Origin of the sequence: Thalassospira sp. NFXS8 (genome assembly GCF_040148805.1) — a bacterium.
GTDB lineage: Bacteria > Pseudomonadota > Alphaproteobacteria > Rhodospirillales > Thalassospiraceae > Thalassospira.
The window spans coordinates 1600097-1625003 of the sequence record NZ_JAGEMF010000001.1 but is presented as its reverse complement, the minus strand read 5'-3'; the positions used below and the strand labels follow the sequence as shown (position 1 = coordinate 1625003).

Below are 24907 nucleotides of genomic sequence, written 5' to 3'. Positions count from 1 at the left end.
GCGTGGGTTTGTTTAAACATCCTGCCTTCTGGCACCGTATTGGCGCGGCTTTGGCCGCGCTGATGCTGCTTTGTGCGGCATTGGCATTTGCCGCCTCGGTGGGTGAAACGTCAATCCCGGTCCGGACGGTGCTTGATACGCTGGCAAATCATTTGTTCGATGCCAATCGTCATGTCGATGCCATCGATTCCGGTATTATCTGGAATTACCGCCTTAGCCGGGCCGTGGTGGCCGCGTGTTGCGGGGCCGGGTTGGCCGTTTCTGGTGTGGTGTTGCAAGCCCTTTTGCGCAACAGTTTGGCCGATCCCTATTTACTGGGCATATCAGCCGGGGCATCTACCGGGGCTGTCAGTGTGGTTATTCTCGGGCTTGGCGGGGGCATGGTTTCCTTGTCGTTGGGCGCATTTGGCGGTGCCGTGGCGGCTTTTGCCTTTGTCAGTTTACTGGCCCTTCAGGCCGGGCGGGGCACCGGCGCAATTATTTTGGCCGGCATCGCCGGGTCGCAAATGTTTAACGCCCTGACATCGTTTATCGTCACCAAATCAGCCAATGCCGAACAGGCGCGCGGCATTATGTTTTGGTTGCTAGGAAATCTAAGCGGGGTGCGCTGGCCCGATGTGTGGTTGGCATTGCCTGCGGTAATATGCGGTTTGCTGGTGTGTTTGTGGTATGCCCGTGCGCTTGATGCTTTTACATTTGGCCGGGAATCAGCGGCATCGCTGGGTATTCCGGTGCGGCGGGTTTATGTGGTGTTAATCGGGTCGTCGGCGATGATGACGGCGGTTATGGTCAGCATTGTTGGTTCTATTGGTTTTGTCGGTTTGGTTATTCCCCATGCCGCGCGGTTTTTTGTCGGGGCACGCCATGGTTTGTTATTGCCTTTATCGGCCTTGATCGGGGCGCTTTTTCTTATTAGTGCCGATGTTATTTCCCGCATCATTGTGCCAGGCCAGGTGGTGCCAATTGGCGTGGTAACGGCCCTTGTTGGGGCACCGGCCTTTGCCCTGATTCTATGTCATCGAAGGGTTTTGCGATGAGTTTGGAATTGCAGGATGTGGAATGGTTCGCCGGATACCGCCAGATTATCAAGGGGGTTTCGCTTGAAGTTATACCGGGCGAGTTTTTAGGCCTGATTGGCCCGAACGGGTCAGGTAAAACCAGTTTGATGTCAATTCTGTCGGGCATTCGTCGCCCGGATCGCGGGCGGGCATTGTTAAGCCGCCAGGACATGCACAGGCACGGCCGTCGTAAGCTGGCGCAACATATTGGCTTTGTCGAACAGCAGGCCGATACCACCGACCGTTTAACGGTACGCGAAGCGGTTTCGTTGGGGCGCACACCATATTTAAGCATGTTGTCGCCCTGGACATCACACGATGATGACCTGGTGGCACAGGCATTGGCCGATGTGGATATGGCGCATATGGCAGACCGTCACTGGCAGACTTTGTCGGGCGGGGAAAAACAGCGGGTTCACATTGCCCGTGCGTTGGCACAGGAACCCAAATTTCTGCTGCTTGATGAACCAACCAATCATCTTGATATTCGCCATCAACTTGGTCTGCTGGAACTGGTGCGCACATTGCCGGTAACGGTGGTTGCCGCCCTGCATGATTTGAACCATGCAGCCCTGTTTTGTGACCGTATTGCCGTGATGAACCACGGCGTACTGGTGGGGCTTGGCACGGTGCCCGAGATATTGACCAAAACCATGCTGCGCGATGTTTTTGGCGTGTCAGCCCAGGTTGAGCAGGACAATGACGGTAACTGTTTTATCCGTTATCACGCCGCGTTTGACAAATAGGCAAATACCGGGTGTTTCCACCCGGTATTTTGATGCGACGATTTCAGTCCGGTTATGATTTGGCTGTGGTCGGGGCCTGGGTGACCAGGGCGGACTGAACGCTCAGGTTGCGTTCGACCAGCCCCAGCGTTTTATTGGCGTCTTGCGGCTGGCTGTTGATCAACTGGGTATAGGCCAGGTTCAAATCGCCAAGGGTTTCGGAAAACGGCATGATAACCTTGTTAAAGGCAACCTTGGTGCCTGTGCTGTCCTGCGGAACGACAAGATCCTGATCCATTACCAATTGACCATTGATCACAAGATTGCCGCTTGCGCCTTCGTCATACATGTTTGCCATTGTGGCGCGGGCATTGTGCAACAGCTTTTTCGCTGTTACCCGGTCATTTTTGGCAAGGGCGACGCGGGCCTGATGAACCTGCTGTAAAACAGTTTGCCCTTCCTGTGAAAACTGGGCCTGAATGGCCGGGCTGTTGACGTCCGGCTGGGGCAGTTTGGCCTGTTTGGCGTCATAAATATCGGTTTCCTTGCGCGCGCGGTGCGGCCCGCTGATATTGTTTGGAACAACTTCGTGGCTGATGTGGGCCGGGCTGTTCTGGTCGGAAGTATTTGTATCCGGGTGTGCCGCCAGCCAGATTTCATATTCTTTTTCCGCCCCATGTTTGCCAGCGGTATTGTTGGGCACAATTGCCTGATAGGGGCTTGCACTGGCAGCATTGGCAAAGGCCGGAACAAAGGCGGCAGAAACACCAAAAGCCAGGGTGGCAATGGCAAATTTGCGGGTAACGTTTTTCATGGCTTTAGTCCTTTTTACAAAACCCGATAAAGATAATGATCAGAAGGTCCGCGATGGGTGTCGTTTGTGGGCCGTTCCGTATGTCGTTTTCTGCGACATCTGATCTTTATTTTGCAGGGACCGTGCCAGAATTTAACTATTTGATTTTAAATGATATTTATAAATGGTGCCAGTTTGACGCCGGGCATTGGTGGATATTACCACCAATTTTGGGGGTGATGTGGTGGTTGGCCCGGTTGTATTGCCCGCTTAGGCGTTCACCAGGGCCTCCAGCCCGTATTTACGAATGCGATAACGCAGGGTTTCTCGCGTGGTGCCCAGCGCACGAACGGCGGCCATCACATTGTAATTATGGCGTTCCAGCACGGTGCGAATAATGCATTCTTCCATGTCATCAAGCGTCATTGATCCATCAAGTGGCAATGTTAGCCCGTCGGGATCGTGCAACGTCGCATCGGCCGGGGCGATGGGGGCGGGGCCAGATTGCCGGTGTGGGGCAACCGGTGTTGCGGGTGACGCAGTAGTACTGTCAGGCGCTATGCCCAACCATTCGCGGGGCAGTTCCGGCCCGGTCGCCAGCATCACCGAACGTTCGATCACATTGCGTAATTCACGCACGTTCCCCGGCCAGCTATAGGATTGCAGGGTTTCAAGAATGGGCGGTGGCAAGATGCTGACCTGTTTGCCCGACCGGGCGTTAAATTCGGTAAAAAGGGTGGTGACAATGCTGGCAATGTCGTTTGGCCGTTCGCGCAGGCTGGGCAAGCGCAATTCAAAAACAGATATGCGGTGATAGAGATCGCGGCGGAAATCGCCCTGATCGGATGCCGCGCGCAAGTCGCGGTTTGATGCGGCAATTAACTGAATATCGACCGATATTTTTTCCTCGCCGCCCACCCGGCGAAAACTTTGTTCTTCAATCGCCTTTAGCAATTTGGATTGCAGGCCAATATCCATTTCGCCAATTTCATCTAAAAACAGGGTGCCGCCATCGGCCTGTTCCATCAGGCCACGATGACGGCCCTTGGCCCCGGTAAAGGCCCCGGGTTCGTGGCCAAACAGTTCGGATTCCAGCATGTCACGCGGAATGGCAGCACAGTTTAAATCCACAAAGGGCCCTTCGGCGCGTTGGCCGGCATAATGCAGTATTTTGGCAACCAAACCCTTGCCAGTGCCGGTTTCGCCGCCCAGCAAAATGCTGGTGATCGGAATGGTGGCAAGCTGGCCCAACATGGTGCGCACCTGTGTGGCCGCAGGACTGTCGCCTATAAAGCTGTCGGGGCTGTATTTTTGCGCCCCTGTTCGGGCTGTATCTGTGATGCGCTGGCGGGCACGTGCCCCACGCGTTGCGGTGGCAATTGTCAGGTCCAGCTTGTGGTAATCCAGCGGTTTTGCCAGAAAATCCAGCGCCCCCAGCTTTGCGGCCCGGGCAATATCCTGCCGTGATCCATAACCCGACAGAAAAATCCATTCCGATCGGCCACCGTGTTCGCGCACTTCTTCTAAAAAATCCAGTCCGTTGCCGTCGGGCAGGTTCATATCAGACAGAACAATCGACGGGCTGAAATCAAGTTCCATAATTAATCGCCGGGCATCGGCCAGTGTTGGCGATAATGTGACGGACCATCCTTCGCGCTCGAACCGGCGTTTAAGTTCGCTGCCCAGCAATTTTTCATCTTCAATGATGGTGATGGTGCGCATGATCAGGCTCCTCGCAGGGGAATTCGATAACGGTTTTGGCGCCGCCATTGGTGTTGCGATCAAAGTGAAGGGTGCCGCCCGCGCCATGTACCAGATGTTGCACAATCGACAGGCCAAGGCCCACGCCATCCGTCTTGCCCGTTTGAAACGGCCGAATACCCCGCGTCAACAGAGCATCGGAATATCCCGGTCCGGTGTCGGCGACGGTCAGGCGGGCTGTGTTTTTCGCAACGTCAAAGGAAACAGTAATGGTGCCTGGCTGGTCACCCAGCGCCTCGCACGAGTTTTTCAACAGATTAAGCAAGACCTGACGTACCGTGTCGCGCGGCAGAACGATAGTGTAATTTTCGCTGTGGACCTTGATTGAAATATGCGTGGGCAGGCGATAGCCAAACAATTTAACCACATCGCCAACCAATTGGTCGCTTGATACCTGCACCGGCGTTTCCAAGGTAAAGGATTTGTTTTGCAGTAATGAATTTAACAATCGCGTTACCCGGTCCATTTCCCCGGCAATCAGGCCCAGGCGTTCGCGGTGGTCGGGGTCTTCGGTTTCAATTTCCATATTGCGCAGGGCCATTGAAATACCCGATACCGGGTTACGCAGTTCATGGGCAAGTCGGGCGGAAAATTCGCCAATCGCGGCCATTTTTGCCCCGTTTTCAAGCTCTGCCTGTTGGCGTAACAAGGTTTCGGATGCGGCACGCACCTGGTTTTCAAGCTGGTCGGTATGGTCTCGGCTTTGCTGCGCTACTGTGCGCAGGCTGGCCGTCATTTCATTATAGTGGTCATAGATCGGCGCGAGCGGGTCGTTTTCCGATACCGGCCCGATTTCGACAAATCGCAAACTGGCAACGTTATCTAATAATTCCGAAAGTCTGCTAACTGCGCGAAACGCCCGGCGGCGAAACCATATCATCACGGCAATGGCAAGGATCGGGGTTGCGATCAAGGCGATTAGGGCGATGGTAAATTCCTGATCGGCCGACTGGCGGGCCGTTTTTATTGCCTGCTGTTGCAGGGCGTTTTCCTGTGTCAAAACCTTGCGGATCAGGGACAAGGCACCAATCAGGTTGCTGCTGGGGTTATCAATTGGCAAGGAAAGATAATCTGACGCCATTCGCAGGTTTTCGGGCGTTTTGGGTGATAATTGCCCGTTTTGCTGCAATAAATCGTCCAGATCGGCGCGGATATGTGCCAGTTCCATCGCCGTTGGCGGTTGGTGACTGCCAAGGTGACGGGTCAGTAATTTGCCGATGGCAATGTCGGTTTGCTGTAAACCCTGAATTTGACGAATGTGATTTTCAAGCGGGCTAAGCCGATAGGCCGAATGCCACGCTGTTAAGGCAAGAAACCCAAGTGACAGGATAAGGGCAATGGTTGCCAGTGCCACCGACACCCGAAGAGGCTGCAACAATGTGGTGCGCGCCGACATTGGCCTTGCGTAAGCAGGGGGCATAGGCGGGTTTCCTTGAAACGAAATGAAGTTCACGATCCTGAAAACCGGGGGCCGGTTCAGGATCGTGAAAACAGGAGGCGATTCGTTTCATAGGAACAGATTAAGGCAAACCGATGTTCGCCGTTTTGGCAGATCAGGCCTGTTCGCGGGCAATTGCACGCCAGCCAATATCGCGGCGGCAAAAACCACCGTCCCAATCAATGGCATCAACGGCTTCATAGGCGCGTTTCTGAGCATCGCCAACGCTGGTGCCGCGTGCCGTCACACCCAGAACCCGGCCGCCGGTTGCGGTTAGCTTATCGCCATCCATTTTGGTGCCAGCGTGTAAAACCTTAACGTTTTCCATGGCATTGGCGGCATCAATGTTTTTAATTTCGCTGCCTTTTTCATACGATCCCGGGTAGCCTTTGGCGGCCATCACGACCACAAGGGCGGTTTCGTCATGCCATTGCGGGGTAACCTGATCCAGCGTTTCGTTGGCTGATGCTTCCAGAATATCCAGCACGTCGGATTTAAGAAGGCTCATCAAAACCTGGCATTCCGGGTCGCCAAAACGGATGTTATATTCAATCAGTTTCGGGTTTTCGTTCTCGTCAATCATCAGTCCGGCAAACAAAACGCCGCTAAACGGGTGTCCTTCGGCGGCCATGCCCTCGACCGTGGGCACGATAATGTCGCGCATTACGCGATCTTCAACCGTTTTGGTAAATACCGGTGCCGGGGAATAGGCCCCCATGCCGCCGGTATTGGGGCCGGTGTCGCCTTCGCCAACGGCTTTATGGTCCTGTGCCGCAATCAGCGGAATTACATTTTTGCCATCGCACACGGCAAAAAATGATGCTTCTTCACCGCGTAAAAATTCCTCAATCACCAGTTCGGCCCCGGCATCCCCAAATTTGCCGCCAATCATGGCGTCATCAATGGCGGCATAGGCGTCAGCGATGGTTTCACAAATGGTCACACCCTTGCCTGCGGCCAGGCCATCGGTTTTGATCACGATGGGCGCGCCGGTTTTTTCAACAAATGCGCGGGCGTCGTCACGATTGGTAAAGCGGCCATAACCAGCCGTTGGTACGCCAAATTTGGCGACCATGTCCTTCATGAAACCCTTGGAACCTTCAAGCTGGGCAGCGGCCCCGGTGCAGCCAAAATACTTAATACCGGCAGCTGCCAACGCGTCACCCAAACCGGCAACCAGTGGCGCTTCGGGGCCAACCACCACCAGGTCAACCTTATGATCGGTGGCAAATTTTACCAGGCCGTCCATATCGCTATCGGCAATGGCAACACATTGCGCAGAATCGGCGATCCCGGCATTACCCGGTGCGCACCAAAGTTTGGTCAAACGCGGGCTGCGTGCAATTGCCCAGCATAATGCGTGTTCCCGTCCACCGCCGCCAACGACCAGAACTTTCATGACTTTTACCCCGACTGCTTGATGGTCCAGATGTGATCCTTTAGGCTTCACATCTCCACTGCGTAATGTTTTACGTAACCGCGTTAATAATTCACGCGGGCTTTTAGCATAAAGTACCCTTGATGACGCAAGATTTGTTCGACCCATATGCACCGCAACCGCAACAATCTGGCAATCTGCCGGAATTTTCGGTTTCCGATTTGTCCAACGCGCTGAAACGCACGGTCGAGGATGCCTTTTCCTTTGTCCGGGTGCGCGGCGAAATTTCAGGTTTCAAACGGGCATCCAGCGGCCATTTGTATTTGGCGCTTAAGGATGACAGTGCGGTACTTGATGCCGTGTGCTGGCGCGGGGCCGCAGGTAAACTTGGTGTGCAGCCCGAAGACGGCATGGAAGTGATTGTTACCGGGCGTCTCACCACTTTTCCCGGCCGGTCGAAATACCAGATCGTGATCGACAGCATGGAAGTGGCCGGTGAAGGCGCCCTGTTGAAATTGCTGGAAGACCGCAAGAAAAAACTGGCTGCCGAGGGCCTGTTCGAAGCTGACCGTAAACGTCCGATTCCCTTTTTGCCCGATGTTATCGGTATTGTCACCTCGCCCACGGGGGCGGTGATTCGCGATATTATGCATCGCCTGCGCGAACGGTTTCCACGCCGGGTGTTATTGTGGCCGGTTATGGTGCAGGGCAAGGGGGCAGCCGAGCAGGTAGCCCATGCCGTGCGCGGCTTTAACGAATTACTGCCGTATGGCGATATTCCCCGCCCCGATGTGCTGATTGTGGCGCGTGGAGGCGGCTCGCTGGAAGATTTGTGGGCCTTTAACGAGGAAATCGTTGCCCGTGCGGTGGCGGAATCGACCATTCCGGTTATTTCGGCGGTAGGCCACGAAACCGATACCACCCTGATTGATTATGTATCCGATCTGCGCGCGCCAACCCCGACGGGGGCGGCGGAAAAGGCAGTGCCGGTACGGCTGGATTTATTGGCACAGGTCAACGACGACGGGCAGCGGCTGGCGCAGGCCGTTCGGCGACTGGGGGCAGAAAAACGTATCGCCCTTGATAGTGCCGGGCGTGGGTTGGGCGACCCGAAACGAATGCTCGAAGACCGTGCCCAGATGCTAGATAACTGGTCCGATCGGTTGCCGCGTGCGGCACAGGCGATGTTGCAACAGGCAAAATCGCGGTTGAACGAAACCAGTGCCCGGCTGGTCAGCCCGCGCGAACAATTGTCGGAAAAACGGGGGCGTTTGGAAAATGCCCGGCTGCGGCTGGAGGGTGCCATCAGTGCGCGGGTACAAAGCCAGAAAGCCCGGCTGGACCAGACGGCGGCAGGGTTGCGCCCCGGCAATGCGACCCGCGATATTAACCGCGAACGTAAACATGTGGCCGACCTGGCCTCACGGCTGAATGCCGCGGTAAAAAACACCATCACCCGCGAAAAAGACGGGCTGGCTCGCTATGACCGGCTGCTGGAAAGTTATTCGTACCGCAATGTTTTAAAACGCGGTTTCGCCGTGGTCCGTGACCGGAACGGTAAATTACGCGCACAGGCAGCATCACTTGTCGACGGGGAAGGATATGTTCTGGAAATGCAGGACGGTGTTGCCAATGTGGTGGCCGGTCATGCAGTTACAGGCGGCAGTACCCAAACCCCGCCTGACGGGCAAAACAACCTAGCATCGGATGCAGATGCAGAATCGGTGAAAACGTCGCCGGATGATGACGCGCAAGGTCGACCGAAACCTGAAAAACCCCGGCGCAAAAAAGATCCGCGCCCCAAAGATGATGACCGCCAAGGGAGCCTGTTATAATGCGTTGGGTAACGAAACTGGCATTTATTGCAACCGTGCTGGCCGGAATGACGGCGGCGGGAATGCCCGCACAGGCCGGCGCGCCGGAATTTAAAGGTGCGTTTAGCCAGGGCGGGGTTGTCTTTGGTCAGACAACGCCGGGCACCAGCGTGATGCTGGACGGCGAAAAGATTGATACAATCGCCCCGGATGGCAATTTTGCCCTGGGATTTGAACGCGATTATCAAGGCCCGGCAACCCTGACATTGACCCATGCCGATGGCAGCACCGAACAATTCACCTATCCGATCAAACACCGCGAATTTAACATTCAGCGTATTGATGGTTTGCCGCCCAAAATGGTGACGCCGGACCCGGCAGTGATGGACCGGATCAAGGATGATTCCCGCCAGGCCCGCGAAGCCCGCACCGAACGATTTGCCACTGAATATTATAAATCCGGCTTTATCTGGCCCGCGACCGGGCGCATTAGCGGGGTTTATGGATCGCAACGCATTTTAAACGGCCAACCGCGCGCGGCCCATTGGGGGGTTGATGTTGCGGTACCAATGGGAACACCCGTTGTTGCCCCGGCGGACGGGGTTGTAACCCTTGCCCATCCCGATATGTATTTTTCGGGCGCAACATTGTTTATTGATCATGGCCTTGGCGTTGTTTCGGCCTTTTTGCATTTGTCGAAAATTGACGTCAAAGTTGGCGATGTGGTGCATCAGGGCGATGTGGTGGCGCATTCGGGGGCCAGTGGCCGTGCCACCGGGCCGCATCTGGACTGGCGGGTAAATGTTGGCCCAACCCGCATTGATGCGGCCTTGCTGGTGCCACCGATGGAACAGGTTTTGGCGGGGGCGAAAAAATGACACCTCACCGGGGCGATGAAACCTGCCATACCCGGGGTGCCGTAGCCGCCGGGCACGAACAAACAGCCCGCGCCGCACAGGACGTGCTTGAGGCGGGGGGCACGGCCTTTGATGCGATTATTGCTGCAATGTGGGCGGCCTGTGTGGCGGAACCGGTGCTGGCATCGTTAGGTGGTGGCGGTTTTTTAATGGCCCGACCCGCAGGGAAAACACCCCGGTTATATGATTTTTTTGTCGAAACACCGCTCGCCAAACGCCCGGGTGAAAGCCTTGAATTTGAAAGCTGTATCGCCCGTTTTGCGGGGGGTGTAACGCAGGAATTTCATGGCGGTTACGGGGCTGTGGCAACACCGGGTATGGTTGCCGGGTTATTTGCGGTGCATGGCGATTTGTGCCATTTGCCGATGGCCGATTTGGCGCAGTCGGCCTGCAAACTGGCCCGTGACGGTGTCGTCATCGATGATTTCCAGAATTACGTTATGAATATTGTAACCCCGTTACTGGGGTTTTGCGAAGAAACCCGGGCAATTTATGGTGCCAAAGGCGACTTGCAACAGGCAGAAGGTGATGGCGCCGGCACTGCGTTTCGCGTGGCGAACGCGGGTGACCTCCACGTTCAATCGCAACTGGCCACGACGATTGAAGAACTGGCAAAAAGCGGTGCGGGCAGCTTTTATCAGGGCGATATTGCCCAAACCCTGATTTCGGCCTGTCGTGACAATGGTGGTTATATTACCGGCGATGACTTGGCGTCGTATCGCGTTTTGGTGCGCGACCCGTTGCTGGTCAGCGGGCGTAACGGGCGTTTTGTTTTAAACCCGCCGCCGGCATCGGGCGGGGTTTTGGCCGGGTTTGGTTTGAAACTGGCGCGCGATTTGGAACTGGGTGATTTTGGCGATGCCCGCCATCTTGATGCGATATCCGAAATTTTGCGAACAACGTCGGTTGTCCGGGGCGAATACGGGGCTGCCCCGTCGATATTGGGGGATGAATTTTGTGAAGGGTATCGAAGCCTGATCGGCGACCGGCCCTTAACCCAAAACGGTACCACCCATATTTCAGTGGTGGACCAGTTTGGCAATCTGGCGGCAGCAACCTTGTCAAATGGCTCGACTTCGGGGCGGATGATACCGGGCCGAGGTGTTTTGCTTAATAACATGCTGGGCGAGGCTGATTTATCGCCCGACGGCTTTCACACCTGGCCTTGTGGCGTACGCATGACATCAATGATGACGCCAGCCTTGTATTTGGCGCAGGATGGCACGGCGGTGGCGTTGGGGTCTGGCGGGTCAAACCGTATCCGTTCGACCATGATGCAGGTATTGTTGAACCTTGATGTGTTTGGCATGTCACTGGAAGATGCGATTGCCGCACCCAGAATGCATTTTGACGACGGATTGTTGTCCATTGAACCGGGCTTCGACCTTGCCATTCTGGACCAGTTGCGCCTGAACGAACAACATCGCTGGCAGGAAAGCGATATGTTTTTTGGCGGCGTACATGCGGCGGCTTTAAACGCAAAAGGCGACAAGCTGGTGGCTGCGGGTGATTCACGGCGCAATGGTCACCATTTTATCGTGCCCTGAACACATCCTGTGTGTGGCTACGTTTATGGTTGTCGGTTTTGATCGTCGGTAAATGTTTTATGCTGCCGAGCTGTTTTGATCGGGCGAAATAACGGCCGCAACATCAAGAAGCGGCGACGCATCTATTTTTTCAGCATGCATCATGGTTGCCACCCGTTGCAGCGAGGACAGCATCTGGGTTTTTTCCCAGGCTGGCATTTCCTCGAACTGGCGAATAAATTCTTCCTGCAACAGATCGGGGGCATTGGCGATGATTTCGCGTCCGCTATCGGTCAGTACGGTATTTACCACGCGTTTGTCGGTGGTGGATCTGCGCCGTTCCATTAAACCACGTTGTTCAAGGCGGTTTAATATGGTGGTGACGGTCGCCTGACTTAGCGAAACATGATTGGAAATGCGGCGTACGGTTACATTTTGCAATTCATCAATCGCCCGTAAAACCATCACCTGCGGAATGGTCAGTCCGCAAATTTTCATCATGCGTTTGGAATGCAAATCGGTAGCGCGAATAATCTGCCGCAAGGTTACCAGAACATCCTGCCAATATGGTTGCTGGTTTTCCAATGTAAAACCTTTTGTACTGTAGAACGTAGGGTCAAACCCGTCGGAACCAAGACGTGATCTTAAAGGCCGCGACGGGCCATCTAAGGGTTACCGGTTAGCGGTCTTTGGGGTGAAAATCAATTAAATTGAATATAATTTGCTACCCCAAACGGTCATGGCGGCTATTCGTTGCCAGTCTATCCCTTAAAGCGGCGCAATAATAAATATAATGCGCCAAATATTGCCGACAATACCGCAAGGACACCAAGAATAAGATAAAACTTTTCGTACCGCAGATCACTGGTCTGGCGGTTTTCCATATAAGTCAGGATGCGCTTGCGTAAATCGTCAATATCGGGGGTCAGGTCGCGCTGCGGTATGTACAGGGGTAACCCGGCCCGCGATAGCAGATCATTGGTTTTGTTCATGCGTTCGTTATAAAGCGCATAACGTTCCTCGGCGGTGCGCACATCATTTAAAGGTGTTGATGCAGCATCCTGATCAATGCTGCCCGATTTCAGGGTAACAGCGGGCCGGGCAAGGTTGCGATACGGCCCGGCAAAGCAGTTTGCCAGGGTATCGGGGCCGTTTTTGCAGTGAATAACACGGTCTGGCGCAGCTTGCAGGGCATCCCGGATGCGTTTTTGCAAATCAAGATCAAAGCGGGCAATCGTCAGGCGTAACTGTATCGCGTTGTTGCGAATGTCGCTTTGTTCCGATGCCATACCGCTGTGGGCAAAAGGCATCACAAACAGGATTACCAGCACCATACCGGTCAGCAGTCGCATGCGCACGGCATTGTCCTTCATCGCATTCCGGTAGGCCATCTTCGGGTCAGCGGAAGTTCCAGGTCAGGATCAGTCAGGCCAGCGGCGATGTACCCACAGCCATTGTGCAGGACGCTCGCGGATCCAGCCTTCCATGATGGCGTTTACGTTCGTCATGATTGCAAGAATATCAGCATGGCGATCGCTGGTTTTAACAATATCGAGTTGCGGGTAAAAGGTCATGCGGAAATACGCCCCGTGCAGGCGTTCCAAGCGTACAGGTACGGCCGGGGCATCATAACGCAGACAAAATTGCGCCAGTGCCGGGGCCGTCATGGCATCGCGACCAAAAAACGGCACGGCAATGCCGTCATTCATTTTCTGATCAACCAGCATGGCGGCATGGCCGCCTTTGCGCATAAAGGCCGTTAGCTTGCGTGCGCCTTCCGGCCCCTTGCGGACCAGTTCGCCCTGAAAACCGCGCCGGGCACGGGTGAAAATCCTGTCGACCCAGGGGTTATCGGGTGCGCGGTATACGCACATCATGTCAAGGTCCATTGCCCGGGCCAGCAACATGGCAACTTCCCAGTTACCAACATGCGCGGTAAAAAACTGGCCGGGTTTGTCGTCGTTTTTAAGGGCAAGGCCGTTTTCCAGCCCAACCACTTCCAGTCGTTCCGACCCGGGACGGATATTATGGATATGGGGAACTTCAGCAACACTGCGGCCCAGATTTTCCCACATATCGCCGATAATTTCGTCGATCTCGGCGGTATTTTTTTCGGGAAAGGCCCGTTCCAGGTTTTTGCGGGCACGTCGCGTGACACTTAGTTTGGGGCCAATCCAGCGGCCAATACGGGCACCAAAGGCCGATGCCTTGTCAATCGACAGGGCCGCAAACAACCAGAAAAAGATATGCGTAATCAACCCCTGCAGGGGATAGCTGAAAAAACGCTGAAAATTACTGATGTTGCTGTTCTTATGCGCCATTGGCAAATACCGTTTTGATCAAATTTATCACGCCAGCCATATCGTCAAATTCCAGGGCAATGCGCAGGGTCTTTATGGTGTTTTGAGCGGCGAAAGGCAAGCGCACCAGGTCTTTTTCTGTGGTGACGAGATGCGCGCCATGCTTTTGTGCCAACCCTTGTAATGCCTGTATTTCGTCAGGTTTATACATGTGATGGTCGGCAAAATCATGTGTGCCAACAATGTCGGCATTACAATCACGCAGGCTTTGATAAAACTTTTCCGGGCGTCCAATGCCGGCAAAAGCGACAACTTTTTGCCCGGCAAAATCAGTGGGGTTTTGCACAACGATTTTGGCGGTGAAAACCGGTATATGGGCCGGAATATGTTTTTGGACACCGGTTTTATCATGGCCAATGATAATGGCCGCGCCGACTTTGGCAAAACCGCTTTGCAATGTTTCGCGCATTGGCCCGGCTGGCATCACCCGGCCATTGCCAAAACCGGTGGCACCATCAATAACAACAATGCCCAAATCTTTTATTACGCCGGGGTTTTGCAACCCGTCATCCATGATAATGACATCGGCACCGGCCTGTTTGATTGCGCGCGCACCCGCCGCACGATTTTGCGAAATCCATGCCGGGCCTAAACGCGCCAGCAACAGGGGTTCATCCCCAACCTGCATGGCGGTATCGGTTTTAATGGCAACCTGATGTGGCCCGGTCAGGCTTCCGCCATATCCCCGGCTTAAAAAATGGGGGGTATGGCCAAGGTTGCGCAAAATGGCCTGTAATGCCTGGGCCGACGGCGTTTTGCCTGCTCCGCCCACTGTGAAATTTCCCAGGCAAATGACCTTGCAGCCGGGGTGAAAGGCCGTTGTCGTTGCCTGTCGCCACGCTGCACCGGCACGCCATATCCATGATGCCGGGCTAAGTATATGGGCCAGGAAACCGTTTTTTTGCCAAAAGTCAGGGGCGTGCATGGGGCCCCCGGCACGCCACGAACAGGTCGTTGATCGCAGTCATGGTACGATCAAGTACTTCGGCCTTGCTGCTGGCATAGGTGCTGGCTGCCTGGGTTAGCGCCGTGCAGGCTGCCGGGTTTGTCAGCAACTGGTCAAGCTGGCGGGCGAGATCTTCGGCATCCGTACAGGGGCGGCAGGCGCGCTCGGCCAGCATTTCGCGGCTTATTTCGCTAAAGTTGCTCATATCTGGCCCATGCAGGATCGCACAGCCCAGCCGGGCGGGTTCCAGCGGGTTTTGTCCGCCGCCGACAGCCAGGGTTTTGCCAATAAAGCAGATTGGCGCCAGCCGATAATAAAGCCCCATTTCGCCAATGGTATCGCCCAGAAATATATCTGTATCGCGGGTAATGATGTGTCCCATGCTACGCCGGGCTACGCGAAGGCCCTTTGCCATCAGGGCGGCCTCAATGGCGGGGGCGCGGTTGGGATGACGCGGCACGACAATGGTTAACAGGCCACGGTGTTTTTCGCGCAGTTTTACGTGGATTTCTGCGGCGATGGTTTCTTCGCCCTCAAAGGTGCTTGATGCCAGCCAGACCGGCCGGTTATCAAGTTGTTCGCGGGTTTTTTGAAGGTCTGTTTCATCAACCGGCAACGGAAGGGCAGCAAATTTAAGATTGCCGGTGGTCATAACGTTTGGTGCGCCCAGTTCGGTGAAATGGGCGGATTCTTCGCTGGTTTGCGCCAGAACAACATTAAAACAGGCCATGACCGGGCGAATGAAAGACGAAAACCGGCGATAGCTTTTAAAACTGTGTTCGGAAATGCGGCCATTTAGCAGGGCAATTTTTGTTCCCGACTTGCGTGCCCGCGTCAGGATATTGGGCCACAAATCGCTTTCCAGCCACAGGGCGATATCAGGCCGCCAGTGGTGCAAAAACCGGGCAACATAAACCTGCCGGTCAACCGGGATGAACTGGTGAATAACCCCTTCGGGCAGGCGCTCCAGCATCATGCGCGCCGAGGTAACCGTTCCGGTTGTGACCAGTATGTGAAATTTGGGATGGTCGCGTTGCAGGCGATCAATAACCGGAAGCGCTGAAAGGGATTCCCCCACACTGGCCCCGTGGATCCATACCAAAGGGCCGTTGGGGCGCCGTTGGCCGGGGTGACCAAAACGTTCGCCAATGCGGCCAGGGTCTTCCTTGCCGCGGTTTTTACGCCGATGCAGATAAAGCCCAACAATTGGGCCTAACATGCGCGTTGCCGCGCGATAGGCGTAAAACAGGCTCATTGTGTGGCGTCTCCGGCGTCACGGCGGGGCCGTTTTTGTTTGGCCACTTCATCAAGCCCTGCCGGTTCGATAATGTCCAGACCATATTCACGGTCGTATTTCTGGGTCAGGCTGATGAGTTTGTCTTCCAGTTCCTGGCGTTTTGCTTCCAGCCCGTCATTGTCCAGCCCCTTGTCCACGTAAATTGGATCCCCCCAGGAAAAGGACCCGCTGGAAAATGGAAATGGTAATACAAACCGGTCCCAGCTACGCATAACCCGGCGGCTGGTTATGGAATAAGTCAGCGGGAAGATGGGGACGCCGCTCATTTTGGCGGCAGTGATAATGCCGCTTGAGGCACGCATGCGCGGACCGCGCGGGCCATCGGGGGTCATGCCAACAACTTCGCCAGCCTTAAGGGATTTCAAAATGCTGCGCAGGGCATTGGCCCCGCCTTTGCCCTTGCCAGTGGATCCGGCAATGGTCGCAATGCCGAAATGGCCAATGATACGCGAAATGATTTCGCCATCACGATGTGATGAAATCAGCATGTTAAAAGGGGTGTTCCCCCCCACAATTTTCCAGGTATAGGGCATCATCAACAGGCGTTGATGCCAGAAAGCAACAATAAAGGGTTGCCCGTTTTCCAGCATCTGGCGTGGCAAGTCGGTGCCGTTTTGGCGCCAGCGCCCTGTATGGCGAATGACACGAATATAAAATGCCGCCAAATGGCACAGGGTTGCCCGTGCCATTTGGCTTTTGATAATTCCCTTATACCACTTCACGCGTCTCAGTCCTGATTTGCCACCATCTGCGGGTTTTTACCCGGTTCTTCGGAAAATTGCAGGTTATACAGGTTGGCATAGGCGCCGCCAAGGGCAAGTAACTCTTCGTGTTTTCCCTGTTCGATCAGCTTGCCACGATGAATAACACAAATTTTGTCAGCATCGATAATCGTCGAGAGGCGATGCGCAATCACCAGCGTTGTCCGGTCTTTCATCAGGTGGGCAAGGGCTGTTTGAATGTGGCGTTCGGACTCTGTATCAAGTGCCGAGGTTGCTTCATCAAGCAGCAGGATCGGCGCGTTTTTAAGCATCGCCCGGGCAATGGCAATGCGCTGGCGTTGCCCACCCGAAAGTTTGACGCCATGTTCCCCAACAATGGTGTCATAGCCGTTTTCAAGCTGCATGATAAAATCGTGGGCTGCGGCATTGCGTGCCGCTTCCTCGATTTCGGCTTCGCTGGCACCGGATCTGCCATAGGCGATGTTGGAGCGAACCGTATCGTCAAACAGGGAAATTTCCTGACTGACCAGCGCTGTTGCCTGGCGCAGGCTGGCAAGTTTCACATCGCGAATATCCTGCCCGTCAACCGAGATACTGCCATTGTTGATGTCGTAAAACCGCGGGATCAGGTTCAGAATGGTTGATTTCCCGGCACCCGATTGTCCGACAAGGGCCACGGTTTGTCCGGCGGCGATATCCAGGTTAATGCCGCTAAGGGCATTGTTTTCGCCGTCTTCACCATAGGTGAAATCAACATTATCAAACCGAACGGCCCCCCCCGAAACAGCCAGTGCCTTTGCATCGGGTTTGTCTTTAATATCGGGTTCGATATCCAGAATGGTGAAAACCCGTTGCGATGCTGCAAGGCCAGCCTGCAAATTCATGTTGATATTGGCCAGGCGTTTGACTGGCTCATAGGCCATTAACAGGGCGGTAATGAACGCAAAAAAACCGCCTGCGTCGTTGCTGCCCTCGATCACCCGGTAACCACCATAAACAATGATGGCGGTGACGGCGACGCCCCCCAGTGTTTCCATAATGGGGGATGACCGCGCCCGGACTTTTTGTGCCTTGAAATTCAGACGGAAAATATAATCAACCAGTTTGCCGACCCGGGTGCTTTCATATTCTTCCATGCCATAGGCTTTGACATGACGAACGCCTTGAAAGGTTTGTTCCAGCAAGGTGGCAAATTCGCCAATTTGTTGCTGCGTGTTTGCCGACACTTTCCGCATGCGTTTGCCAAGGCGCGCAATGGGAAGAATGGCGATCGGGAACACAAAAATGGCAATGAAGGCCAGTTGCCAGTCTTTGAAGAACATCACCGCGATCAGAAAAATTGCCGACATCAGGTCTTTGCCAAACCCGGTCAGGCTTTCGGATACGGCGGATCGCATGGCGCCAACGTCGCTGGTAAAGCGCGCAATCAGCTTGCCACTGTTCGTACCATGGAAAAAACCAATATCCAGGCTCATGACATGATTATAAAGCCGGTTTTGAATGTCGGCCAGAATGCGCCCGCCGACATAGCTCATCATCACGGCCTGCCCATAATTGCCAAAGCCCTTAAGGGCAAAGGTGATTAAAACCGCAGCCCCGACCGGAAACAGCATGGCCCCATTTTTGTTGATGAAAATTTCATTGATTACCGGGTCCATCAGCCAGGCAGACGCGCCGGTTGTCGCCGCGACGACCACCATGAATAACAGGGCCAGAACAATTTTACCGATATAGGGGCGAACCGCCTCACGAACGATCCGTTTGACCATCGGCCATGTATTCCAATGATCGCTGGTATGGTCGATATTTTGCTTGGACAAGAAGATATTCCTGGTTGTTGTGGCACAGCTTGGTGAAACCGGATTTTTCCGGTGGGTTGCCCCTGTTTTGCCTTTTATCAAGGCCCAATTCTGCCCGATTTTCCGTGCAGTTTGCTACCACGGTGATGGCTTGACGGCAAGTATCCGTATGTCGCCAGGCACAGGCTGGCATCGGGAAATTCGTACAGCACCGCAAAAGTCATGCACCGCATTGCAGGTTATATGGTTCGTTTAAAAAAATAAGAAATGAGCAAACACCTTAAAAATACGATTGAATGTACTCTGTCGCACGGGCCGGGTGCCCGTGTGTTTCCATTGTGTTGGCACGGCCAACGTTTGTGGGTCAAACAGGCTGTCGCCCCGAAACAAAAGGTATGGCACCGTTTTCAACGTGCTGCCGCCGGTATATTGGCGGTTCCAATGTTGCGCCCTACTGTTTCGCCTGGCGGTTGTCGCGGGTTGCGTTTTGAAACCAGCCATTTATTGCGCATGCGCGACCACGGCGTTCATGTTCCTGAACTGGTTATGATCGATGATGACTGGATTGTGCTGCGCGATAATGGCCACATCCTGAAAGATCAGATCAAGGCGGCGGTGGCAGCGGGTGACACAGCTAAAACCTGTGACCTGATTGAAAGGGCCGCAACCGGATTGGCCGATTTACATGCCCGTGAGTGCGCCCATGGCGCGCCATTGTTGCGTAACATCACGATTTGCAAGGATGGCAGCACCGGGTTTATCGATTTTGAAGAAGACCCGGAAGGATGCATGCCGATCGCCGATGCGCAGGCACGTGACGTTTTGCTGTTTTTGTTTTCAATCCAGCGTGAAATAAAAAAACGGCCCGATCTTTTACAACTGGGATGGCATAAATATCAGTTGCATGCAGGTCGCAATGCAGCGCCCTTGCGGCCACTGGCAACGGTGCTGCATCGGATTTTCCCGGTCTATTTATTGCTGCTATTGTTCCGCCGCTGGCTGGGCACCGATGCCATTACCGCGTTGCAAACATATCAAACCCTGTATCGCGATGTCGGGTCACTTGCGGGCAACCCGCGCATTGGTGAAAATAGCAACAACAGCACAATCCAATAAAATTATTGGGCAGGCTGGGGTTGCGGAATATCGCTTTGCGGGGCGCTTGTCGCTCCTGCGATGAGGGGGCTATCTTGTGCCGTGCCGGTGCCCAGGCCTTCGGAAAGGGTAATTCTGGCGGCGACTTCGCCATTAAACCCGCCCGAAAACGGGGCAAGGTTGTGCAAAAACTGCTGAGCCGAATGATGCCAGCTATATTTTTCAGCCAGGGCGCGGGCATCGGCGCGGTTCAGTTTTAAGGCATCAAGGGCGGCCTGGCGCAAATCGTCGTTGATGGCGCCTGCCTTGGTGCCGCGTACAATGTCGGCAGGGCCTTGCACCGGGAAAACGGCAACCGGTGTGCCCGATGCCAGGGCTTCAAGAATGACCAGTCCGAAGGTATCTGTTTTGCTGGGAAAGACAAAAACATCGGCCGAGGCAAAGGCAACAGCCAGGCTTTCGCCGGTTTTTTTGCCCAGAAACTGCGCCTGGGGATGTTTTTGTTTCAATTCGTTTAGCTGGGGGCCGTCCCCGACGACAAATTTGGTGCCGGGCAGGTCAAGGTTTAGAAAATGGCCGATATTTTTTTCGACTGCGACCCGGCCAACAAACAGCCAGTGTGGTTTTGGAAAATCGCCAAAGCTGGCATGTTCACGCGGGTGAAACAGCGATAAATCCACCCCGCGTGACCAGATTTGCAAATTGTCAAACCCCCATTGGGTCAGTTCATCGCGCAGGGAATCTGTGGCGACCATTACCGATTGTGATTTGCCATGAAAACGGCGCATCCCGCGATAGGAAATGGAAAGCGGCAATTTGGTCCGCGCGTGAAGATATTCGGGGAACCGGGTATGATAGGCGGTTGAAAACGGTAATTTACGTTTCAGGCAATAGGCCCGCGCCGCCTGGCCAAGGGGGCCTTCGGTTGAAATATGAATGGCAACAGGTTGCATCGCGTCAATCATGCGCGACAATTTGCGCCGGGCAAAAATGGCCAGCCGGATTTCCGGGTAAGTCGGGCAGGGAATGGTTGTAAACTGATCGGGCGAAATGACGCGAACGTCGTGTCCGTCGGCAATCAGTTCGTCACGCACGGTTTCCAGCGTTCTGACAACGCCATTGACTTGCGGGCGCCAGGCATCGCTGACAATCAGAATTCTCATGCTGTTTTTCCCATGGGGGTGTTTTGCGTTTGCGCGCCCGAAGCGCGGCCTTTCCCCGAATGTGCGGACGTGGATTGTGGTGTGGCACTTCGAAACAGGGACATTAACCGTCCCAGGCCCAGGCTTGCCGGGGTGCTGCTGTTGGCATCGGGCGGGCCAATATAGGACATCGCCATATTGCGCATTTCAGCCCAGTGCAGCAATTCAAGCTCGCCATCCCTGTGTTCGACAAGGGCGGTGCAACTTTCAACCCAGTCGCCGTCATTGCAATACAGAACCTTGCCGATCATGCGTTTTTCGGCGTGGTGAATATGGCCGCAAACCACCCCGTCAACCTTGCGTTTGGTTGCGGCGTGGGCCACGGCGGTTTCAAAGTCGCAAATGAACTGAACCGCGTTTTTAACCCGGTTTTTAAGATACGCCGATAGCGACCAGTAGCCGTAACCCAGTTTGCGCCGGGCAGCGTTGAAATACCGGTTCAGCATGATGGCAAGGTTATAGGCCGTGTCGCCCAGATAGGCGAGCCAGCGGGCATATTTGACAACCCCGTCAAATTCGTCGCCATGTATGACCAGCAGGCGTTTGCCATCGGCGGTGGTGTGAATGTCGTTCATGCGGACATCGACATGACCAAATGTCATATCGACAAATTCACGGGCAAATTCATCATGGTTGCCAGGCACGAAGATAACCTTCGCACCATTTTTGGCCTTTTCCATGATGTTGGTGATGACGGCATGGTGGCTTTCCGGCCAGTACCAGCTTTTTTTCAGTCGCCAGCCATCAATGATGTCGCCGACCAGGTAGTAGGTATCGGCCGTGACTTCATTTAAAAAATCTACCAGCAATTCTGCTTGGCAACCGCGTGTTCCCAGATGTACATCAGAAATCCACACCGTGCGGTAATGCGGTTTCGTGTTCATTGCTGTCATCGTTGCCCTCCATGTCCCCATTCAAAGGATGGTCAGGCACCGTTTTATTGGGCTCGACCACTATCTGAATAAAACAAAAAGAGCGAACACATAACCCGTTCACATAAATTTATCAGTATTGAAAGGATTTTGTTACATGTTTACTTTTGTATAAGGGGGTAAAGAAACTATTTTTCATTTTTATTACAGGTAATATTTGTTTCATGTCTGATGATGGCATCACGATTATTTTCAACCCGCGTGCCGGTGGTAACAAACAGCGGTTTTTGTCATCTATACTTCAGCGGGCAGGGGTAAAAGTTGAATTATTACAAACAACTCATCCCGGTCATGCCCGAGAACTGGCAAAGCGGGTACGCGCCGGGCGGCGGTTATATGTCGCGGGTGGTGATGGATCGTTAAACGAGGCCTTGAATGGTTTGCTTGATGCGCAAATCGAGGGTCACGACGTTCCGCCATTGGGAATCATTCCGTTGGGAACGGCAAATGTGCTGGCTGTGGAAGTTGGGCTGGGCGTAAATACGCGGGCGGTTGCCAGCTATATCAACGACCCGGTTCATGTCTGGGTGCGGCCCGGTTTGGTAAACGGGCGTGCGTTTTTTCTGATGGTCGGTATCGGTGCCGATGCCGACACGGTGGCAAATGTATCGCTGAAATTAAAACGGCTGATTGGCAAGGGGGCCTATGTGCTTGAAGGGCTGCGCAATATTGCCTTTCCCCGCCATCGCGATTTTGAGGTTAATATCGGTCGTGACCAATACCGGGTGGCCGGGGTGGTTGCCACCCATGCCAGCCATTATGGCGGCAAGTTTATCATTTCGCCGCAGGCCAGCCTGACCGATAACAAACTGGATGTGGTTTTAATGCCCGCCAGCGGCAGCCTGGCAACCGCACGCTATGGGCTAGCCTTAACAATGAACCGCCTTTTTCGCCAATCCGACGTCAGCGTGATCCGCACCGAACGGTTAACAATCACCAGCCATTGTGGCCCCGCCCCCGTGCAGATCGACGGGGAAAGTGCCGGGCAAATGCCCTGTGAAATCAGCCTGTCGCCCTATCCGGTGCGGCTGATGGTGCCTCGCGCCTATCCCGGGGTCACCGCAGGGTCCTCTTCCACGCAGGCCGAGCCGCTAAAAATAGCCGGTACCGCCCAATAGTCACATTTCATCTGGGGCGGCGGCAGGTGGCCTGACAGGAAACATGACATCTGCTTTTGTCGCAAACAGTCCCTGTCATGTTCCCCGATATTGATGGTCTTTTCCGTACTGCTACGGTCCGGTTTTTTCGATTATGTGCGTAGCCCTGTGTCGGGCCTGATTTTGCCCTAACCTGCGCGGACCTTGGCAATGAAGTTATCGACCTCGCGGCGTAAATTTTCGGCCGAGGTTGAAAGCTCGCGTGCGCTTGATAAAACCTGCCCTGCTGCAGCTCCGCCTTCGTTCGCGGCTTCGCTGACTTGCGATATCGCAGCGGAAACATCGTGTGTGCCAGCCGAGGCCTGGGCAATATTGCGGGCAATTTCCTCGGTGGCGGCGTTTTGTTCCTCAACAGACGATGAAATTGAGGACGATGTTTCGCGGGTGCGTGAAATGACATCGGAAATATCGCGAATGGCATCGACCGTGGTCTGAGTGACATTTTGAACTTCGGCGATATGGCTGGTAATGTTATCCGTTGCCTTTGCCGTTTGAGTGGCCAGATTTTTTACTTCGGATGCCACCACGGCAAAGCCTTTGCCGGCATCTCCGGCGCGGGCGGCCTCGATGGTGGCGTTCAGGGCCAGAAGGTTGGTTTGGGCGGCAATATCCTGAATAAGATTAACGACTTCACCGATTTTTTGAACCGATTCGACCAGGCTTTCGGCGGTTTTTTGGGTTTCGAGGCCTTTTTCGACGGCCATTTGTGTCACATCAGACGAATTTGAAACCTGTTCACCAATTTCGCGCACGGATGCGGCCAGTTCTTCGCAGGCGGTCGCAACAGTTTCAACATTGGTGCTGGCCTGTGTGGCCGCGGCGGACACATTACTGGACTGGCTGTTGGTTTCATCCAGCGTCCCTGTCAGGACTTGAGCGGCTGTTTCCAGTTCGGTCGCTGTCGATGCCACGATGGTCACAATCGCGCCAACTGTCTGTTCAAACTGGTTGGCAAGATCTTCCATGATCCGGCGCTTGTCCTCTTGTGCCTGTTGCTCGGCACGTTCGGCGGCTTCTTCCATTTCGCGGTTGCGGGCCATATTGGTTTTGAAAATTTCCATTGCACCGGCAATCTCGCCAATTTCGTCAGCCCGGTCCGTGCCGTAAACCTCGATATCCAGGTTGTTGTTGGCCAGTTCTTTCAAGGCGACGACAATTTTGCGGATCGGCGATACGATACCAAATCTGGCAATGATGATCCCCAAACCCAGCCCGAGGGCAAGGCCGCCAATGGCGACAATTATGGTAATTGTAACACCAGTGCCAAATGCCGTGTTTGCCGCCGCAATGGATGTGTCCAGGCGTTTTTCGGCATAGGTAACATAGGCACGGATACTATTGTTCAGGTCGCGGGCCCCTTCGCGGTTGGCACGTGCAATACCAACCAGTGAACCGGCAAGGTTGCCGCTATCAGTGTCTGTGAGGCTGCTGTTTGCCGTTTGCAGCAACTTTCCCACTCCCTGGCGATAAACCTGATAGCGATTTTGAACATCTTCCAGCAGCGCAAGACGTTTCGGGCCTGCTGTCTTCGATGTTTCAGCGAGAATATTTTTGAACTCCGCGCTTTCGCGGGTAATGGTTTTGTTCAATTCGGTGATGGTCTCGGGGGAGGGGTCAGCTGCAATGCGAAATTCGGCCCGGTTCAGGGATGTCACCAGCTTTGTCAGTCGCAGCCCATCAAGGGCCTCGTTGCCGGCAGCTTCCTGCACCCGGGACGACTGATTCATGGTGTTGAGGCTGTAATAACCGTTGGCAGATATGGCAATAATCGCGATGCCAAGAACGGCAATAATGGCGAATATCTTGGTTGCTATACCAAATTTTCCCAGCTGCATGTGTCGTCCCCGATATGGAAGGTGTGAAAATGCTGATTAATCGTCTACCGAGACACCAAATAAGAAATGGCCACTTTTATTATAGTTAATTATGATTTAATCATCTTAAGGTTGGGTATCAAGTCGGAAAACGGTATTGACAGGCATTTGTC

At 54.3% G+C, this 24907-nt stretch carries 21 protein-coding genes; 7 read left to right on the top strand and 14 right to left on the bottom strand.

Features of this window, described 5'->3' with window-relative positions; all coding sequences use genetic code 11:
• Positions 1-2 precede the first annotated feature (2 nt).
• A complete protein-coding gene (locus J4E05_RS07380; protein ID WP_417844891.1) occupies positions 3-1037 on the top strand; it encodes a FecCD family ABC transporter permease in 1035 nt (344 codons plus the stop codon).
• A complete protein-coding gene (locus tag J4E05_RS07375; protein ID WP_349593866.1) occupies positions 1034-1804 on the top strand; it encodes an ABC transporter ATP-binding protein in 771 nt (256 codons plus the stop codon). The genes J4E05_RS07380 and J4E05_RS07375 overlap by 4 nt, the downstream gene beginning before the upstream one ends.
• A gap of 52 nt (positions 1805-1856) precedes the next feature.
• Here the strand turns inward: J4E05_RS07375 and J4E05_RS07370 are convergent, their stop codons facing one another.
• From J4E05_RS07370 to purD, 4 genes are all read right to left on the bottom strand, one after another.
• Positions 1857-2597 carry a hypothetical protein gene (locus J4E05_RS07370; protein ID WP_349593864.1) on the bottom strand — a complete coding sequence of 247 codons (741 nt, stop codon included), beginning with the start codon at positions 2595-2597 and terminating at the stop codon, positions 1857-1859.
• Between the two features lie 249 nt (positions 2598-2846).
• Positions 2847-4298, bottom strand: a complete 1452-nt coding sequence (locus J4E05_RS07365) for a sigma-54-dependent transcriptional regulator (RefSeq protein ID WP_349593862.1) — start codon at positions 4296-4298, stop codon at positions 2847-2849.
• Positions 4276-5757 (bottom strand): sensor histidine kinase, encoded by a 1482-nt coding sequence (locus J4E05_RS07360; RefSeq protein WP_349593860.1) that lies wholly within the window; start codon positions 5755-5757, stop codon positions 4276-4278. Before J4E05_RS07360 ends, J4E05_RS07365 begins: the two co-directional genes overlap by 23 nt.
• A 133-nt stretch (positions 5758-5890) precedes the next feature.
• The gene (purD, locus tag J4E05_RS07355; protein WP_349593857.1) at positions 5891-7174 is read right to left on the bottom strand and encodes a phosphoribosylamine--glycine ligase; all 1284 of its coding nucleotides are present in this window, start codon (positions 7172-7174) and stop codon (positions 5891-5893) included.
• Between the two features lie 122 nt (positions 7175-7296).
• On the opposite strand from purD, the gene xseA reads away from it, so the two are divergent.
• From xseA to J4E05_RS07340, 3 genes are read left to right on the top strand one after another with little or no spacing between them, the layout of a single operon-like run.
• On the top strand, positions 7297-8988 hold the full coding sequence (xseA, locus tag J4E05_RS07350) for an exodeoxyribonuclease VII large subunit (RefSeq protein WP_349593854.1): 1692 nt from the start codon (positions 7297-7299) through the stop codon (positions 8986-8988).
• A complete protein-coding gene (locus tag J4E05_RS07345) occupies positions 8988-9845 on the top strand; it encodes a M23 family metallopeptidase (RefSeq protein ID WP_349593851.1) in 858 nt (285 codons plus the stop codon). The genes xseA and J4E05_RS07345 overlap by 1 nt, the downstream gene beginning before the upstream one ends.
• Entirely contained in the window at positions 9842-11431 is a 1590-nt protein-coding gene (locus J4E05_RS07340; RefSeq protein WP_349593848.1) for a gamma-glutamyltransferase family protein, read from the top strand. The genes J4E05_RS07345 and J4E05_RS07340 overlap by 4 nt, the downstream gene beginning before the upstream one ends.
• A 57-nt stretch (positions 11432-11488) precedes the next feature.
• Here J4E05_RS07340 and J4E05_RS07335 read toward each other — a convergent pair whose 3' ends face one another.
• From J4E05_RS07335 to msbA, 7 genes are all read right to left on the bottom strand, one after another.
• A complete protein-coding gene (locus tag J4E05_RS07335) occupies positions 11489-11995 on the bottom strand; it encodes a MarR family winged helix-turn-helix transcriptional regulator (protein ID WP_085592509.1) in 507 nt (168 codons plus the stop codon).
• 176 nt (positions 11996-12171) lie between these two features.
• Positions 12172-12768, bottom strand: a complete 597-nt coding sequence (locus J4E05_RS07330; protein ID WP_349593845.1) for a hypothetical protein — start codon at positions 12766-12768, stop codon at positions 12172-12174.
• A gap of 63 nt (positions 12769-12831) precedes the next feature.
• Positions 12832-13731: an LpxL/LpxP family acyltransferase gene (locus J4E05_RS07325; protein WP_349593843.1), complete on the bottom strand. Its 900-nt coding sequence runs from the start codon at positions 13729-13731 to the stop codon at positions 12832-12834.
• Positions 13721-14695 (bottom strand): tetraacyldisaccharide 4'-kinase, encoded by a 975-nt coding sequence (gene lpxK / locus J4E05_RS07320; protein WP_349593841.1) that lies wholly within the window; start codon positions 14693-14695, stop codon positions 13721-13723. Before lpxK ends, J4E05_RS07325 begins: the two co-directional genes overlap by 11 nt.
• Entirely contained in the window at positions 14682-15971 is a 1290-nt protein-coding gene (locus J4E05_RS07315) for a 3-deoxy-D-manno-octulosonic acid transferase (RefSeq protein WP_349593838.1), read from the bottom strand. Before J4E05_RS07315 ends, lpxK begins: the two co-directional genes overlap by 14 nt.
• Positions 15968-16735 carry a lysophospholipid acyltransferase family protein gene (locus J4E05_RS07310; RefSeq protein WP_168184913.1) on the bottom strand — a complete coding sequence of 256 codons (768 nt, stop codon included), beginning with the start codon at positions 16733-16735 and terminating at the stop codon, positions 15968-15970. The genes J4E05_RS07315 and J4E05_RS07310 overlap by 4 nt, the downstream gene beginning before the upstream one ends.
• Positions 16736-16740: 5 nt before the next feature.
• Positions 16741-18504, bottom strand: coding sequence for a lipid A export permease/ATP-binding protein MsbA (gene msbA, locus J4E05_RS07305; protein ID WP_503012333.1), 1764 nt, complete (start codon positions 18502-18504; stop codon positions 16741-16743).
• Between the two features lie 471 nt (positions 18505-18975).
• On the opposite strand from msbA, the gene J4E05_RS07300 reads away from it, so the two are divergent.
• Positions 18976-19650: a BUD32 family EKC/KEOPS complex subunit gene (locus J4E05_RS07300; RefSeq protein WP_349593833.1), complete on the top strand. Its 675-nt coding sequence runs from the start codon at positions 18976-18978 to the stop codon at positions 19648-19650.
• A 2-nt stretch (positions 19651-19652) separates the two neighbouring features.
• Here J4E05_RS07300 and J4E05_RS07295 read toward each other — a convergent pair whose 3' ends face one another.
• Complete coding sequence (locus tag J4E05_RS07295; protein ID WP_349593831.1) at positions 19653-20792, bottom strand: glycosyltransferase family 4 protein; 1140 nt, start codon at positions 20790-20792, stop codon at positions 19653-19655.
• On the bottom strand, positions 20789-21724 hold the full coding sequence (locus J4E05_RS07290) for a UDP-2,3-diacylglucosamine diphosphatase (protein WP_349593828.1): 936 nt from the start codon (positions 21722-21724) through the stop codon (positions 20789-20791). The genes J4E05_RS07295 and J4E05_RS07290 overlap by 4 nt, the downstream gene beginning before the upstream one ends.
• A gap of 203 nt (positions 21725-21927) precedes the next feature.
• Between J4E05_RS07290 and J4E05_RS07285 the strand changes: the two genes are divergently transcribed.
• Positions 21928-22881: a diacylglycerol/lipid kinase family protein gene (locus tag J4E05_RS07285; RefSeq protein ID WP_349593826.1), complete on the top strand. Its 954-nt coding sequence runs from the start codon at positions 21928-21930 to the stop codon at positions 22879-22881.
• A gap of 167 nt (positions 22882-23048) precedes the next feature.
• Here the strand turns inward: J4E05_RS07285 and J4E05_RS07280 are convergent, their stop codons facing one another.
• Entirely contained in the window at positions 23049-24755 is a 1707-nt protein-coding gene (locus J4E05_RS07280) for a methyl-accepting chemotaxis protein (protein WP_349593824.1), read from the bottom strand.
• Positions 24756-24907 lie beyond the last annotated feature (152 nt).